Here is a 16,135-nt window from a genome sequence, read left to right on the forward strand (position 1 = left end):
AATGGATGCAGACCAGAAGCCAGAGATCGGTTTTGAGGCAGCAGAGATAAAGGCCTGCTGCGCGACCGTCTATCAAAGCGATGTAGCCCGATTCTTACTTGGCACATCATTCCATCCTGGTGGCACACAACTGACAGAATACCTTGGCTCTTTGCTCCATCTTGGAGCACAACACCAGGTCCTGGACATTGCGTCGGGGCAGGGTCAGAGTGCCATTACCCTTGCGCAACGCTTTGGCTGTCATGTGCTGGGCATTGAATATAGTGCTGATGCGGTCCAGCAGGCAACTGAGGCAGCCAGAAAGTCCGGTCTTGACCATCTAGTTACCTTTCAAGAGGGAGATGCTGAGGCTCTTCCTCTGGCAGATAACGGCTTTGATGCGGTCATCTGCGAATGCGCCTTCTGCACATTTCCAGACAAAGCAACGGCGGCCGCTGAGTTCTTCCGTGTTCTGAAACCTGGTGGACAGCTTGGCCTGAGCGATCTGACACGCGTCGGCGCTATTCCCCCAGAATTACAGGGACTGCTTGCCTGGATTGCCTGTATCGCAGATGCACAACCGCTTGATGCGTACACACGCTATCTCACCCAGGCAGGCCTGACGGTCGATCTCGTTGAAGCCCATGATGAGGCCTTACAGGCGATGGTTCAAGAGATTCGCGGCAAGCTGCTTGGTGCTGAACTCCTCGTACGGCTCAACAAGCTGACCCTGCCACCCTCTCTCGATTTGGAGCAGGCCAGAACGCTGGCCAGAGCTGCCAGCACAGCTATTGAGTTGCGCCAATTTGGCTATGCCATCCTCCTGGCCCATAAACTATGATTGGCAGTTATCTGGGCCATTGGTGCGGCAACGAGCAGACAGATGGTCAGAACAAGCAAAGGAGTATGTAAACGATGTGCGATCGGGGCAAGCGGCTGAGGCGCTAATAACACCAGAAAATAACAGCACTGGGCTACGCCAGCATACTTGCCCCACGACGTAGAGCCGAAGCGTACAGGTTGCGCAAAGAGTAGATAGCTTATGATAGCTGCCACCAGCGGAAGGAGAAAACGGAGCACCATGATGCAGCCAATCCAGAGCGCTACCACACCATTCTGGAGCAGAATGATTGTCAGGGCAAGATAGAGGCAAAAATCGGCTTCAGCATCGGCGATCTGTCCCAGTTTTGTCTGTGTTCCACTCCGCCGGGCAATGGTCCCATCCAGAATATCCGTACCTATACCACAAAGAAAGATTATCAGCGCGAGGCTCGACGGGGTGCTCAGACCTCCTATCAGCCGACCTGTGAGATACGATGCACCCAGCGCTCTGAGCCACGTGAGCGTATTGGCTACTCCAATGGATGGCAGCAATTCCCTACTCTGCACCGAGCGGTTAAGACCAAGGTGCCAGAATAGATCGCTCTGTTGCCAGAGAACACAGAAGACAAAACCAGGTAATAGACGCAAGGTATCCATTGGCCCGGCGATCAGGCCATTGCCAACCAGTGCTGCCATTGCCAATCCCGCAATGAGAGACGTTATTCTTTGCCACGACCGCTGTAAGACAGGATTATCGCGAGCAGTCTGACTGGACATCAACCAGGAACGTTGCAGGAAACGTCCCCAGGCCGGTGCACTAAAATGGTCGTGGCGCAGGGTGGTCAACAGGTCAACGACAAATGTCTGCTCAGTAGAATCTTGCATTACAGGCATCCTCTTCCTATTGATTACGGCCAGCGATCAGCGTGGTACTACTGGTCTGTATCATCTGCAACAGTATCATACAAGGAACAATACGATCGTAGTATATCATAAAGGGAATGAGCAATGAGACAAACTACATCCCCTCCGCCTGTCGTAAAAATAAGATACAATCCTTGTGTATAAGATAGAGTAACGTTTTCCTGGCAAGCTCGCTTACCAGGAAGATATGAAGTTCGATTAGATGTTATAGATTGAGAAAGGTATTACAATAGTGCAGAAATTAGACATTTCTGAAGGCAGCGAAGGTGGGCTACAGACGCTCCCCGCTCCCAAGGGCATTGGTATGGCCGTTGCAGTAGACTGGGGCTTGGCGGTGCAGATCCTGATTACTCCCATCATCGCCCTCTTTTTTAGCCAGTCAACACCTACTTCGTTCCTTACTTCCATCCCTGGCAAGCTCCTCTTACTTCTCGTCTCGCTGGTCATCGCCTGCTTACCCGCTTTTTTAGGAGAGATGGTCAGACGTGGACGGAACTGGTCACGCTGGGTCCAGCTTGTCTTCAGTGCTCTTCTCTCTATTGCTGGCCTCGTTTCACTTCTCAATCTGTTTCAAAGCGCGAGCAAAGGCAACTTCTGGCCCTTTATAACGGAGACTATTCTGGTCATTATTTCGCCACTCACCGTCTGGCGCTTGAGCCGGCCCTCCACTGCTCGCTGGTTTCAAAACGTTTCGGTTGCAGAGGCGAGCAGACGCCATGGTGGAAGATGGATCTATTTCATCGCTCTCTGGGCTCTCATTGGCGGCATCTTGCAAACAATCGCAGCCATGAGATAAGGTACGACAACGTATCCCCCTTTCAGGTCTCTGTAAAAGGTAAAAGAAATATATGGCACATATGGATTACGACCTCACCATTATTGGAGGTGGATCGGGTGGACTACCAGCGGCACGTATTGCGACTTCGCTTGGAGCCCGTGTCCTGGTAGTCGATAAAGAGCGCCTGGGTGGAGATTGCTTATATACTGGATGTGTTCCCAGCAAAAGCCTGATCCATGCTGCCCAGGTTGTTCATCAAACCAGAAGCTCTGCCCACCTGGGACTCATGACGCAGACAACAGAGCTCAGTATGGCTCTGGTCGCTGACTACATTCAAGGGGTCATTACACAGGTCCATGACACAGAAAAGGTCTACACTGAAGGGGCCACAGTTCAATTTGGTTCCGTCTCTTTTCAATCTCCTACCACATTGCTGATCAATAACGAGCGCATAACCAGTCGTGCAACGCTCATTGCCACTGGTTCTCATCCCGCCTCTCCTCAGATAGAAGGGCTTCCCGAGGCTGGCTATCTCACCAATGCAGATGTCTTTCAACTTACTGCTTTACCTGCCTCCTTGCTCATTGTGGGAGGCGGACCAGTCGGTGTCGAACTGGCACAGGCTCTGGCGCGTTTAGGCGTTCGGATCACTCTGGTCCAGAGGCCCGCCCATATCTTGCCGCGTGAAGAACCTGAGGTCTCGGATGCGATTACCAGGGTACTCCAATCTGAGGGCGTCACTCTACTGACCAATGCCCATGTTCTCAAAGCTGCTCGCTCGGAGAACATAAAGCAGGTCATCATCCAACAAGACGGTGCGACGATGACTCTGGAGGCTGATGAGATCTTGCTGGCTGCAGGTCGTCAGCCCAATGTCTCCGGGCTTCATCTAGAGGCCGCTGGAATTGCCTACAATCCGACGAAGGGGATCAAGGTAGATGCCTATCTTCGGACTTCGACTCCAAATATCTTTGCCATCGGCGATGTGATTGGAGGCAATCTCTTCACGCATGTTGCAGCCTATCAAGCGAGCATTGCAGTGCGTAATGCTCTGCTGCCCTTTGGGAAGCGTAAAGTTGACTATCGGGCCCTGCCCTGGTGTACTTTTACTGATCCAGAGGCGGCTCGCGTTGGCCTGACCTACTCTGAAGCTCAGCAACAGCATCGGCAGGTCCGCGAGCTTACTTTTCCCTGGTCACATATCGACCGCGCACAGACTGAAAATGCTCCTGCTGGCTTTATCAAGCTTATTCTGGCAGGCAAGAAAGAGAAGATTGTGGGAGCTCATATGGTCGGGCTACGAGCAGGCGAACTACTGGGGGAGATCACCCTGGCGATACAACACCGTCTTACCGTCTCTGATATCCTTGCAACCATCCATCCCTATCCGACGCTTCAGACTGGCCTGCAACAGGCCTGCTTTGCGGCCTATCTATCAAGCAAGGAGGCGATGAGGAATAAAAAGGTCGTCGGTGCGCTGCTAAAGTTCAGAAGGTAGAGAAGAAATGTCTTTTATGAGAAGAAATCTCCTGGTTAGAGCTACCCGTTCACAACGCCAGGCCTATACATTACTCATTGTTGGCATTATCTTGCTGCTGGGGGCCTGGCTGCTTCATATAAATCCTTACGCCTATCCACTCGGTGTCTTCCTACTTGGTGCTGGGATGCTTGTCGCTGCATTCATTGACCCGGCTCGTTTAATGATTGCGGGTAGTATGACGACGGCGATTGGGATTGCGGTCTTTTTAGGTTTCAGAGGGCTCATCCCTGGCAGTCAGATCTTTCCAACATATATTCTCGCACTTGGTATTGGCCTGCTGGCCGTGGCCTTCGCCGCCAGAAGAGGCTATGTTGGTCGTGGAGCTATCTCGCCAGCCATAATTGTGCTTGGCGTTGGCCTGATTGAAATACTGTTAGCGGCACATCTGACGCCCTCTAGTCTCATTCCTTTTGCGCTCTCTCTCTGGTTTCCAGGGCTGGGATTGATCCTGTTAGGCATTCTCTATCTTATTCGTAGTATGAAGGAAGTTCGAGAGAGCGGTGCCGTATGAAATCTTATTATGTGGGGAAGGGGGCTGCATCCTATAATCGCTCCTGGAAGACCTTTTCCGAGCGAACCCTTGCCGCTACCAGTTCGACCATTGATCTCACACAGCTACAGGAGCTTGCCAGCACACGTGAAGTGCCTCTTCGTATTCTTGATGTAGCCTGTGGGACTGGCTTGCTTCTCCAACAGTTTGCAATACTCCTGCCAACTGCCGAATTATATGGTCTGGATGCGAGTCAGGATATGCTGGCGCAGTCGCATCTGCTACTGGGAAACAATCCTCGTGTGCATCTGAGCCAGGTCACGCTCACAGGAACAACGGCGGGTTCGCTGCCCTATGATCTCGCTTCTTTTGATCTGATTACTTTTACAAACTCACTCCATTATATGGATAACCCAGTAACAGTATTGCGTGCACTGGCCGCACTACTCACTGCTCAGGGGCAACTGGTGCTTGAGGATTATGCTCGGAGGATATTCCCTTTTCCCTGGCGTCTCTTTGAGTGGTTCATCAAACAGGTTGATCCACAACATGTCCAGGCCTATACCCTGGCAGAGGCCCAGAAGCTCTGTCAGGAGGCCGGACTGAAGATAATCACCACAAAAACAATGACGATCAATCTGCTCTGGCGGGGATGGGTCATCAGTGCTCATGCTTGATTCCACTTGCGTCCTGGCGGGTTTTTTGCGGCGTATGACTATGACTGGCCGCCAACCCTTAATTGGGAATTGAAGCAAGCCTATCAGGAGGTGGATGCTCGCTTTGATGAACGTATCAGGGAGCTTGGACTGGCTCAGAAGTTGCAGCGATGGCCCAAAGAGACACATCTGAAACGCTTACGCGAAAGTACGTACTTTCGTTTTACACGCGAGTTGTTTCTGCATCATGTTGAACAGGGAGACGCAACACGTTTCATACATCTACTTCTGACAAATGCGTATAGTCATGAGTTTAAGCTGAAAACCATCACTGCACACGAGATCGGTTTTGATCGTCTCTCCCGCATCGCCTTCCAACAGATTGGATCTGAACCAATCCCCTGGTATTTCAGTTACAGAGTTCGTATTGGTGTGAAATGAGGAAGGAAAGAACCATGCGTCATGCGCATCTCGCTGAGGTCGTCGAAAAAGCGTGTCAGGCAAAGAGCAATATCTTTGGATATGGGATTTGGACCCACCATATTCTCTGGGTTGTCGAGTATGGTAAGCAACTGGCTGAGATCCTGGATGCTGATGCAGATGTTGTCGAGATTGCAGCCCTTCTTCATGATTATGCCAGTATCAAAGATTATAAAATGTATGAGGATCATCATCTGCATGGACCACGTGAAGCTGAAGCAATCTTGCAGGAGTATAGCTATCCTTATGCAATGATCCAGGCAGTCAAAGAATGCATTGCCACCCATCGAGCAAGCATACAGGCAGAGCAAATGACGAAAGAGTCCATCTGTCTTGCCAGTGCTGATGGGATGGCTCATATTGCACAGGTCCCCTCTTTGCTCTATCTGGCGTATGTTCAGCACCAGATGACCATCGACGAGGGAAGCAAATGGGTGCTGGAAAAACTGCAACGAAGCTGGAATAAACTCTGTCCAGAGGCACAGAAGTTGATACAGAAGGATTATCAATCAGCATTAAATATATTACATTGATTGTATTTTGAAAAATATGTTTATCGCATCATAAAAAGATTGCAGTAAAAAACTAAATCTTTCGTTCTTTATATTCAAAGGGTTCTTCACACGAGTAAATCTCATGGAAAAATCCTTTATATGGGATATCGTCTTCCAAGCATTTTACGAGATACGACAGCTCTTCATCACACTTCGGCTTTTCTCCACTGTTACGCATTCCCTCGAATGCATCTACAATATTTTCCATGACGGTTGCTTTGATAAAGACGGGCAATATATCCAGCATCGAATTATCGATCTCAGTCTCGGTTCTATATCCCTCGAGGACTGTTTCAAAATAATCCTCCATAAACTTTTTACGTTTACCGGCACCTTGTTCAAATTGTATCCAGCCCATTCCATGTGTCCAGAGATCTGCCAGATCGTACATATACCAACCGAAACAGGAATTATCGAAATCAAAGACAGTTATTTGCCCAGTATCAAAATCTATACAATAATTCCCATCGTTGTAATCAAAACGGATCATGCCGAACGTATAAACGACATTACGCCCTCCGTCATGTGCTTTGACTGGCCTGATTTCATAGCCTTCTAACCCGTATAACTCTGCTATTATTGGAAGTAAAGAGGTCTCACTGATCTGAGCCACCTCGTTATAATTCATATTGTTCCATGCCCAAGGGCAAGTTTTTCGAGTTGTTCACGTTTCTCTTGCTCAGAATCTGTACTCATGATGTGCTCCAATCTTCTATTATGAGAATCTTTTTTTACTTCTACACAAATTTGGTCAGTACGCGAGAGGCAAAGCGTAATAGATGTTCCTATCTTTGAGGTATGAGCGAATGAAGCCAGGGTCATCTATTATTAAGAGTACTATCTTTTAAATCTAGCGAAAAACGACTTGCCAACGCATTATCAATATCTCTAGTTGGGACACCTATCCATCAGATCTGTACATATCTATACTTGCTCCCGGAGACTATTATACCATATAGAATATACCTTCTATACAAGAACTTGTAAAAAAATATATACTTATATAAAATAGAAAAGAATATTAAGCCCGCATTTCTTGTTTAGCTGGTAATGCTGCTCTGAAAGAGGAGAATGACTCCTCGGCGGTTGTCGTGACAAAATAAAGGTAGTATATTTTCCAATCTGTGGGCCATCTTGCTGCCAGTGAGTAAAAACGAAAGGATAGGTATGGAAACGCTTATCGTAGCGCGACGAACAATAGTCGAACAACTTTCGCTCTTTCTCACACTCAGAAGACGGAAATGGACAGAGCTTCGGCCTTTCCTCGATGAGTATCGTCTGACTCGTCCTGCGTTCTTTCTGTTACGTGCATTGGAAGGTGAAACCGTCAGAGGTCAGACACTAACTGTGCAGCAAATGCAGGAAAGTCTCTTCAACCCATATTCAACTCGATCTGTGTTTCTTGATGATCTCCCTCTTTTGATTGAGCGAGGCTATCTTCAACAACAGGGTGACGGATATGTTGTAACCGATGCAGGGCGCAACCTCTGCAACCGGATCGAGCTGGCGGCTCGTGCCTATCTAGCATCCCTTGAGGTTACCCCATCAATCTCGCTCTCAGCATTAGTCGGAGCTCTCATGGAGCGGGTATATGGCTCCTGGCAAGCTCAAGAACCGCTGATTAAAGCACATCAGGCACGAACCCAACGACGTTTATCAGTCGAACGAGCGCCGGCCCTTGTTCAGATAGAATGGGCCGTTTTAGGCTTATGGGAGGCGCGGGATGATGCACACATAGCTGCATGGCGAGCCTACCGCTTCTCCGGGCCAGTTTTTGATATATTAAGCCGAATCTGGAGTAAAGAAACACAGACACTCCCCGGTTTGATTGCCATCCTTGGAGAATCACAACACCCTGCTGATATTCAGCAGGGCATTCAAGAACTCATCGGATCAGGATATAGTATCCTTGTCGACGATCACTTTAAACTCACTCGGCAGGGACAAGAGATACGAGATGAGATTGAACGAGAGACCGATCGGATATTCTTCTCATCATGGAGCGAGATAGCTGATGATAAAGTTATCTGGCTTAGCGAGCAGCTAAGAGAGGTATGTACTTATTTCAGAGAGCTCGCTTGAGTTGGCAGATGCTGGCCATAGAGCTTACTTTTATCAAAGTAGCTGTGAGGTCCTTTCTGTCAACGATAAAATGTGCTGGCTTATGGCCGGGTCTTGCCACAACAAGATATCACAAAGCATAAACATGGAGAATAAGAAAAAACTATGATTGCTCAATACGACGTTATTAGCAAGCACATTGCTCAATGGGAGCAACATTTTGTCGAACCTGACGTCTTTGGAACAACCGATCCGCACAAAATAGCAGAGCTTATTGATACCTTCTGTCAGAACGGGTTTGGAGCTGCTGTAGAGGAGTATCTTTTCTATGAATCCAGTATTGGCGCTGTGTGTGGCGTGCGTCTGGAAGATCAACGTTGTGTGGTCGTAAAGGTCCATCATGCTCATACGCTCGCATTTTTGCAGGCCATGGTGCAGGTGCAACGCTATCTGCTTGCTCACAACTATCCCTGTACAAAACCGCTGCTCGCTCCATGTCCCCTTGCATATGGGATTGCCACTACTGAAGAACTTATGAATGAAGGTATCTATCACGAGGCATATGATCCCGCAATTCGACGCTCGATGGCTGAAATGCTGGCTCAACTGATACGGCTCACCAGAACGCCTGCGATTATACCAGGCTTGCAACCTGCTGATCTTGATTTGCGCCTGCCACCTGGAGTAACCTGGGGAGTTCCTCATAGCAAGCTCTTCAACTTTGAGGCGACTGCGGCTGGAGCCGAATGGATCGATGAGATTGCATCTCAAGCGCAAGCGATCAAGTTGCAGGGTGCGGGAGATCTGGTGTTAGGCCATATCGATTGGGGCGTGAAACATTTTCGCTACGTTGGCGAGAGGGTAAGCGTTATCTATGATTGGGATAGCCTCTTGCTTGAGAAAGAGCCAATCATCGTTGGGCGTGCCTCTGGCTATTTTACCTATACAGAATATTTCGGAGGCTTCAGAGGACCTACCAACGAGGAAGCACAGGCGTTTATTGCGGAATACGAAACTGCTCGCGGCCAGCCATTTACACCTGAGGAGTATCAAACCATTCGTGCAGCAAAGCTCTATCAGCTTGCCTATGGTGCGCGTCTTGAGCATGCGTTACACCCACAGGAAACCTCGTATCCAGAGGGCAGTTGTCGGGCACGTCTTGCTCAATCTCAATAGCACATTTTATTGATCTGTCATTAGCTGCTGGTAATAGAGCTAGAGAATATGTATGTTCGCAACCAAGAAGAAAGAAGAGTTCCACCATGGAATTATTTCAAGTAATGAGTGAGCATCTGAGGGCGAGCGCAAAAGGCTTTCTCTGGGCAGTTGAACAGGTTCCCGAAGAGCGGCTCTTTCTCTGCCCACCCAATCCTCGATGGCTTGGTGAATGGACGGCTGCTCGTCACGTATTTCACGTCCTTTATTACGAACAGGAAAAGCTTTTACCGTTCATTAAAAAAAGCGCCAATATCCCATCCTCAACGAGTATACCGAATGATGAGGAGAATGCCTGGAGGAAAACGAATCAAGATATAAAGAGCATATTATCAACATTTCACTCTGCCAGAGAGAATGAGGTTATCCCATTGCTTGCATCGTTTGATGAAAAGATGTGGGACCTATCTCGTGAGGAGGAAGCGTGGGGCCCTATCTCGTTAAGATGGATTGTGACGAAAGCATATCAACATACGTGTCAACATACGCATGATATCCTTCAGCTGGCATTATTTTGGGATTGTGCGGCCTATAAAGAAATGAACCCTCCAGAGTAGCTTTTTTCTATACGTATGATCGAGCTCACATATGATAGTGTGACGGTCATTCGATTTAAACTTCATTCAGTTCTTCCCGGGCTTATGAAGCCAGTGTGAGTCCTTCACTAGCTTCAGATAGTTGACGAGAGGCATGAACAGGCATTTCAAAGCTCCCAGGAAGTCTCATAGAGTGCTGTGCCTTCAATTGCTACCTGGATACCGTTCATCGAGCGCTCTACTTCGACGTATACCCGACCATCGTGTCCAATCTCGTGTCCTTGTTCGATAACCAGGTGCATGTGATGAAGTGGCTCAATGTATTCAATATAGTAGGCACCCATCGCTCCAGACGCAGTGCCAGTCACAGGGTCTTCACGTGTGCCAGAAAAAGGGGAAGAGAAATGACGCCCGTGGAGGTGAGCCTGTGGATCGTAGGTCTGAAGGCAAAAAGGGTGCACGGATGCTTGCGGGATCTCCTGTAATAGAGTGGGAAAACGCTCATTGTGGGGAACCATGCGCTGAAATGCTGCAAGTGTCCGAACTGGCACAAGCAATGTCCATGTTCCAGTGCTTGCATAAACGACTGGTAAATGCTGCTCAAGGTCCAGAGGGTCGAGCCCAAGAGCCGACGCAAGAGCATCGCGTGATCCTGTAAATGGGCGGAATGCTGCATCTGCCTGCTGCATTCTGACCAGCACCTGTCCCGATTGCGCTGTAATAGATACTGCGAGAACCCCGGCTTTCGTTTCTATTGTCAGGGCTAGCGGCTCTTTATCGTTTGCAAGCATCCTTTTCGTTTTGAGAGCGTACAGAGCGGCGATTGTGGCATGACCACAGAGATTCATCTCATGGCCGGGCGTAAAATAGCGTAAGCAGAGATCTGCCTTTGTTGATTGGCAGAGAAAAGCCGTTTCATTAAATCCAACCCGTCGAGCAATCTCTTGCATTTGTGCTGCTGTCAACTGGTCAGCCTCAAAAACAATCCCTGCCGGGTTACCTTTGCCTGGTACGGTTGAAAAAGCAGCATAATGGTGGATAGTTATTCCCAAGTCTCGATTTCCTTTACCACTAGAAGTTCTTTTCTAAGACAAGGCTTGCAGAGCCATCACTGACCATTTTTTTCCATATTGATCATAGTGAAGGAGCCAGATGTGTTAGGCTTGAGAGACAGGAGTCCAGTTTTTCCGAACTTATTCTGAAAATCCAGAGCATTTTGCTTGTTTGCTAAACCCCTCTTTACTATACTCCTAAATCTCTGCTATACTCAGGTCTACATAGCAACATACAATTATTTCTAGTTCTGATATATATTCCAAGACTATATTTACTTTTTCACCTTCTCTATATCTTATTCCCAATTAAGAGCGAAGGAAAGGACAATTAGTGTTACCACAAACCAATACGGCTGCGCAGGAAGCGCACTCCAAGCTCTTCCAAATCTTTCGTTATGCGCAGGCCTTTAACCACCTACAAAATCCAGTCCAGCAAGATGTTGAGAAACAATCATGGTCACTCTGGCTCAATAACATTCCAGTTCACTCCTGCATTTGCCTTGGCACTACTAGTGGAGAAGAGGATGCCACCCCGTCCCTCTCACCACATCAGCCAACCAGTCTCAGTGATAAAAAAAAAGCTCTAGAGTTTAGCAGCGATAACGTCATTTTAAAGGTCAAACGACCAACTCTTACTGATCCTCCTGCACCACCAGAGGAGATACTCCCCTGGCTAGAAAATGGCTGGCAGACCATCAATGGGCAAGTACGACTTACTAATAAAAGAATACCAAAATTTAACGAGAACCCTAAAAGAGACCAGTTGCTTAAACAATGGCAGGTCGATCGTGAGCGATGGGTCAAAAAAGAGCAAATCGCCTTTAAAGTCATGGAAGTCTTTAACCAACTCTATACGCTACGGGCTCAACTGGAGCGAGAGTCAGAAAGAGTAGAACTTATCCTGGGTGATGGCATTCTCGACTGGGATCCGGCCAAAACTCAGAACGGCGTCTACCACCCCATTTTGCTGATCCGTTTACAACTTACTTTCAATGCTCAGGTTCCAGAATTTATACTCAGCACAACAGAACATGCACCTGAGTTCTATACATCCGTGTTGCAGACTCTACCCGAGATTAATCTTACTGCGATTGGTCGGGCACGACAAGAGTTTGTACAAAATACAGTCCATCCACTCGGAAATGAAGATACTACCCAATTTCTGAAGCGTCTTGTCAACCAGCTTTCACCTTATGGTGAATTTATCTCACATTCCATTTCGCGCACTCATAGACAATATCCGTCTATTTCGCGCAATCCAGTTATTTTCCTGAGAAGCCGCTCGATCGGATATAATACAGCATTTGAAGCCATTCTCGAACACATTCCTCACCAGAATGATCTTCCCTATTCCCTCCTCAGCCTGACTGGCATCAACGCAGTGAATAGTGGCTTCAACTCGCAAACTTCGTCCGACAGGTTTCTGCCCTCACTCAATGGAGAAGACGAGCGAATCCTCTTCAGCAAGCCGGCAAACAAAGAACAGCTTGAAATAGCCCGTCGCCTTGATCATTATGGGGCAGTTCTCGTCCAGGGTCCTCCTGGCACAGGAAAAACGCACACTATTGCGAATTTGCTTGGTCATCTTCTGGCCCAGGGAAAAAGTGTTCTCGTCACAAGCCATACATCGAAAGCACTCAAAGTACTTCGTGAGAAAGTAGTTGAGCCGCTCCAACCTCTCTGCGTTAGCATTCTAGAGGACGATAGTCGTAAAGAGATGGAACGAGCCGTTGATACTATTACGGAGCGCCTCTCTTCTATTAATGTCAATACACTTGAGCAAGAAGCCTCGAGACTAACTCAACAACGTATTAAATTAATTGAAGAACTTCAAAAGACACGCCAGCAACTCTTGGAGGCTCGTCAGAGTGAATATCGAGAGATTGTCCTTGATGGGCAAACGTATGCGCCTTCAGATGCAGCACGCTACGTGGCTATCAACAGTGCAACACACAGTTGGATTCCAGCGCCAATTACTCTCGATTCAGCTCTTCTGTTAACGACAGAAGAGCTGGTCACCCTCTATCGTACCAATGTGACTGTCACGCCTCAAGATGAGCGTGAAATGGCTATTGGTCTACCAGATCCACAAAAAATTGCATCTCCCGTAGAATTTGACCAATGGGTACAGGAACACGAGCACCTAATGAATGAGGAGCTCAATTTTCGCCGCGATGTCTGGATAGCAGCGCCAAACATCCCATCGATAGAGGATTTCAAGCAACTCCAACATCGTCTAATTCAAGCTCTGGAACCTCTTAAAGACTCAAATCAGGAGCAACGGTGGCGTCTAGCAGCCATTGCCGCAGGGCGTGCAGGTGGACCCAGCCGTCAAATATGGGATGATCTCATTGCTAAAATCGAGCAGGTTGAAAGTCTGGCTCTTCAGGCCCAACCTCTGCTTATTGAGCACGACCCAACTCTGCTCGAGAGCGCTTTCTCTTTACAAACAGAGCGTACCCTCGACGAAATTCTGAAACATGTTGAACGTAGTGGTCGCCTCAAAGGCATGGCATTGCTCCTCCATCGCGATTGGAAGGCACTGATCGAACAGGCACAGGTCAAAGGGCAACGTCCGGAGACGAGAGAACACTTTCGCGCACTACACCTGTTTGTGCGTCTATTGAATGCTCGCAAGGATTTAGCAGGACGCTGGCAGCGTCAGATGTCAGTCCTTGGAGCTACAGATGCGGCTGCATTGGGTCAAGAGCCAGAGAGAATATGCAGGCAGTACATTTATCAATTACAGCAATGCCTTTCTTGGTTTGATACTATCTGGTCGCCTCTTGAACAAGAGCTTATGCGCTATGGCCTCCAGTGGAATACCATCCTTGCAGAAATGCCAGTTAACCTGTCTGAGCATGGAGAACTCATGCGTCTTGCTAACGCTGTCCAGGAGAAGTTGCCGCCAATCCTGGCCGCTGAGGTCAACCGCCATCTCTATCAGGCCAATGAGGCTCGCTTTCTACACGAGCTTCGTGTCCTTGATAAAAGTAGCCAATCTCAGACATATGCAGAAGTTGTACAACGATTACGCAATGCTATAAAAGACTATCAACCAAAATCTTATCACGAAGCCTTTACACGCCTTGTTGAGCTCTATGAACGACAAAGTGAGTTGCGTACGCGCCATAGCCTTCTGGAGAAGCTGAGGAAATGTGCACCAGGTTGGGCCACTGCCATTCGTCAGCGAGACGGTATTCATGGACAGCAAGAACTGCCAACCGATCCACAAGAAGCCTGGCGTTGGAGACAGTTGCATGATACGCTTGAGCTCCGTTCGAAAGTCTCACTGGAACACCTCCAGGAGCACGCCTTACACTTAAATAAGAACATCCATACCGTGACAGCTGAATTAGTGGAAAAGAAGGCCTGGGCTGCCCAGGTAAGGCGCACGAGCTTAGAACAGCGGCGCGCCCTCCAAGGTTGGAAGGAAGTCATGCGTAAGGTTGGTAAAGGCACAGGGAAGCGCGCTGCACAACTTCTCGCGGAAGCGCGCAAGCTTATGCCAATCTGCCAAACAGCAGTCCCTGTGTGGATTATGCCCTTAAGTAGAGTCGTACAAAACTTTGATCCCCGGCTCAACAGTTTTGATGTCATCATTATCGATGAAGCCAGCCAGGCAGACATTAAAGCCTTAGCTGCGGTCTATATGGCTAAACAAATTGTTGTTGTGGGCGATGACGAACAGGTCACACCCATGGATGTGGGACAGAAGCTCGAGCAAGTAGATAAGCTCATTAATGAGCATCTCCAGGGTATTCCTCTGGCCTCCATCTATGATGGACGCCTCTCCATTTATGCGCTAGCCAAAACGACATTTGAACCTGTCTGTCTGCAAGAACACTTCCGCTGCGTATCTCCTATTATCCAGTTCAGCAATATGTTGTCCTATAACGGTAAAATCAAGCCTTTACGTGATGATAGTGAGGTACAACGTAGGCCAGCAACTGTCGCCTATCGTGTCCAGGCTTTTGACACACCTGACCATGTCAATGAACTGGAGGCACAAGCTATTGCCTCACTTATCATTGCCGCAAGCAAACAGCGGGAGTACCAGAATGCAACATTCGGAGCTATTTCAATGGTTGGTGACAAGCAGGCGCTTTCTATTGATAGCTTGCTGCGTCAACATCTTTCGGCTATGAAATATACTCACCATCAGATCCTCTGTGGAAATCCTGCCCAGTTTCAGGGAGATGAGCGCGATGTGATCTTTCTCTCACTGGTGGACACCCCTAAAGGAGATGGACCACTCTCACTCAGGAGTGAAGATGCCTTTGAGTACATGTACAAAAAGCGTTTCAATGTTGCGGCGAGTCGAGCACGCGACCAGCTCTGGGTCGTCTATTCGCTAGATCCTCACATTGACCTAAAAGATGGAGATGTTCGCAAACGCATCATTCTTCACGCTCAGAATCCAGAGCACCTCATAACGCGCCTTGCTGAGCAAGAACACAAAGTGGATTCCGAGTTTGAGCGCCAGGTCCTAAGCCGATTAGTACAGGCTGGCTATCGTGTAGTGTCTCAGTGGCCGGTTGGCGCTTATCGCATTGACCTTGTCGTTGAAGGTAATGGTCAGCGTCTGGCGGTCGAGTGCGATGGTGACCGTTGGCATCCTCCTGAAAAAATCGAAGAGGATATGGCAAGGCAAGCTATTTTAGAACGTCTGGGATGGCGTTTTGTCCGAATTCGCGGCAGCCATTTCTTCCGTAATCCCGATCAGGCTCTGGCACCTGTCTTCAATCGTCTACAGATGCTAGGCATCTCTCCTTCCAATCACAGTACAATAATGCAATCTATAAGCACAGATGGAAAGGAGCTACAGGATCGCATCCTGCGAGAGGCTGCTATGTTACGCACACAATGGCAAATAGGGGAGGAATAGAACATATATTTCGTATCATATGATAAAGCAAGGCCATCTGAGAGTATATTCAGATGGCCTTGCTTTATCATCCATTGTAACGTTTAAAAATATGGGAGAAAATGTTATACTATGGATATAAAGAGAGAATAAGTCATTCAACGGCTCTAAATGGATC

13 protein-coding genes and 1 pseudogene are annotated in these 16,135 nt (G+C 48.2%); 11 read left to right on the forward strand and 3 right to left on the reverse strand.

The genetic code is table 11. The features are described from left to right. Position 1 precedes the first annotated feature (1 nt). Positions 2–820, forward strand: a complete 819-nt coding sequence (locus EL628_RS11110) for a class I SAM-dependent methyltransferase (RefSeq protein WP_126580012.1) — start codon at positions 2–4, stop codon at positions 818–820. Here EL628_RS11110 and EL628_RS11115 read toward each other — a convergent pair. Continuing rightward, positions 790–1,686, reverse strand: coding sequence for a CDP-alcohol phosphatidyltransferase family protein (locus EL628_RS11115; protein ID WP_161975418.1), 897 nt, complete (start codon positions 1,684–1,686; stop codon positions 790–792). The genes EL628_RS11110 and EL628_RS11115 overlap by 31 nt on opposite strands. A 271-nt stretch (positions 1,687–1,957) precedes the next feature. On the opposite strand from EL628_RS11115, the gene EL628_RS11120 reads away from it, so the two are divergent. The 6 genes from EL628_RS11120 to EL628_RS11145 are packed head-to-tail and all read left to right on the forward strand — an operon-like array spanning position 1,958 to position 6,202. Beyond that, complete coding sequence (locus tag EL628_RS11120; RefSeq protein ID WP_126580014.1) at positions 1,958–2,521, forward strand: hypothetical protein; 564 nt, start codon at positions 1,958–1,960, stop codon at positions 2,519–2,521. 52 nt (positions 2,522–2,573) lie between these two features. Continuing rightward, positions 2,574–4,001, forward strand: a complete 1,428-nt coding sequence (locus EL628_RS11125; RefSeq protein WP_126580015.1) for a dihydrolipoyl dehydrogenase family protein — start codon at positions 2,574–2,576, stop codon at positions 3,999–4,001. Between the two features lie 16 nt (positions 4,002–4,017). Further along, positions 4,018–4,554 carry a hypothetical protein gene (locus tag EL628_RS11130; RefSeq protein WP_126580016.1) on the forward strand — a complete coding sequence of 179 codons (537 nt, stop codon included), beginning with the start codon at positions 4,018–4,020 and terminating at the stop codon, positions 4,552–4,554. After that, entirely contained in the window at positions 4,551–5,210 is a 660-nt protein-coding gene (locus EL628_RS11135) for a class I SAM-dependent methyltransferase (RefSeq protein ID WP_126580017.1), read from the forward strand. Before EL628_RS11130 ends, EL628_RS11135 begins: the two co-directional genes overlap by 4 nt. A 6-nt stretch (positions 5,211–5,216) precedes the next feature. Next, positions 5,217–5,630: a hypothetical protein gene (locus EL628_RS11140; RefSeq protein ID WP_126580018.1), complete on the forward strand. Its 414-nt coding sequence runs from the start codon at positions 5,217–5,219 to the stop codon at positions 5,628–5,630. 14 nt (positions 5,631–5,644) lie between these two features. Next, entirely contained in the window at positions 5,645–6,202 is a 558-nt protein-coding gene (locus EL628_RS11145) for an HD domain-containing protein (RefSeq protein WP_161975419.1), read from the forward strand. Between the two features lie 52 nt (positions 6,203–6,254). Here the strand turns inward: EL628_RS11145 and EL628_RS11150 are convergent. Then, positions 6,255–6,722 (reverse strand): annotated as a pseudogene (locus EL628_RS11150) (phosphotransferase); the annotation flags it as partial. Positions 6,723–7,390: 668 nt separating this feature from the next. Here EL628_RS11150 and EL628_RS11155 point away from each other — a divergent pair. The 3 genes from EL628_RS11155 to EL628_RS11165 all read left to right on the forward strand — a co-directional run bounded on the left by EL628_RS11155 (position 7,391) and on the right by EL628_RS11165 (position 10,056). Continuing rightward, a complete protein-coding gene (locus EL628_RS11155; protein ID WP_126580021.1) occupies positions 7,391–8,305 on the forward strand; it encodes a helix-turn-helix domain-containing protein in 915 nt (304 codons plus the stop codon). 144 nt (positions 8,306–8,449) lie between these two features. Further along, a complete protein-coding gene (locus EL628_RS11160) occupies positions 8,450–9,460 on the forward strand; it encodes a protein kinase family protein (protein WP_126580022.1) in 1,011 nt (336 codons plus the stop codon). Between the two features lie 86 nt (positions 9,461–9,546). After that, complete coding sequence (locus EL628_RS11165) at positions 9,547–10,056, forward strand: DinB family protein (protein ID WP_126580023.1); 510 nt, start codon at positions 9,547–9,549, stop codon at positions 10,054–10,056. Between the two features lie 146 nt (positions 10,057–10,202). Here EL628_RS11165 and EL628_RS11170 read toward each other — a convergent pair whose 3' ends face one another. Further along, positions 10,203–11,087, reverse strand: coding sequence for a PhzF family phenazine biosynthesis protein (locus EL628_RS11170; RefSeq protein WP_126580024.1), 885 nt, complete (start codon positions 11,085–11,087; stop codon positions 10,203–10,205). A gap of 334 nt (positions 11,088–11,421) precedes the next feature. Between EL628_RS11170 and EL628_RS11175 the strand changes: the two genes are divergently transcribed. Beyond that, positions 11,422–15,978 carry a PDDEXK-like endonuclease domain-containing protein gene (locus EL628_RS11175; protein WP_126580025.1) on the forward strand — a complete coding sequence of 1,519 codons (4,557 nt, stop codon included), beginning with the start codon at positions 11,422–11,424 and terminating at the stop codon, positions 15,976–15,978. Positions 15,979–16,135 lie beyond the last annotated feature (157 nt).

It is taken from the genome of Tengunoibacter tsumagoiensis, assembly GCF_003967535.1.
Classification (GTDB): Bacteria; Chloroflexota; Ktedonobacteria; order Ktedonobacterales; family Ktedonobacteraceae; genus Tengunoibacter; species Tengunoibacter tsumagoiensis.

Excerpts from the sequence above, each read along its gene's own strand:
- EL628_RS11110 (WP_126580012.1), top strand. The coding sequence starts at position 2 with ATGGATGCAGACCAGAAGCCAGAGATCGGTTTTGAGGCAGCAGAGATA.
- EL628_RS11115 (WP_161975418.1), bottom strand. The coding sequence starts at position 1,686 with ATGCAAGATTCTACTGAGCAGACATTTGTCGTTGACCTGTTGACCACC.
- EL628_RS11125 (WP_126580015.1), top strand. The coding sequence starts at position 2,574 with ATGGCACATATGGATTACGACCTCACCATTATTGGAGGTGGATCGGGT.
- EL628_RS11130 (WP_126580016.1), top strand. The coding sequence starts at position 4,018 with ATGAGAAGAAATCTCCTGGTTAGAGCTACCCGTTCACAACGCCAGGCC.
- EL628_RS11135 (WP_126580017.1), top strand. The coding sequence starts at position 4,551 with ATGAAATCTTATTATGTGGGGAAGGGGGCTGCATCCTATAATCGCTCC.
- EL628_RS11145 (WP_161975419.1), top strand. The coding sequence starts at position 5,645 with ATGCGTCATGCGCATCTCGCTGAGGTCGTCGAAAAAGCGTGTCAGGCA.
- EL628_RS11155 (WP_126580021.1), top strand. The coding sequence starts at position 7,391 with ATGGAAACGCTTATCGTAGCGCGACGAACAATAGTCGAACAACTTTCG.
- EL628_RS11160 (WP_126580022.1), top strand. The coding sequence starts at position 8,450 with ATGATTGCTCAATACGACGTTATTAGCAAGCACATTGCTCAATGGGAG.
- EL628_RS11165 (WP_126580023.1), top strand. The coding sequence starts at position 9,547 with ATGGAATTATTTCAAGTAATGAGTGAGCATCTGAGGGCGAGCGCAAAA.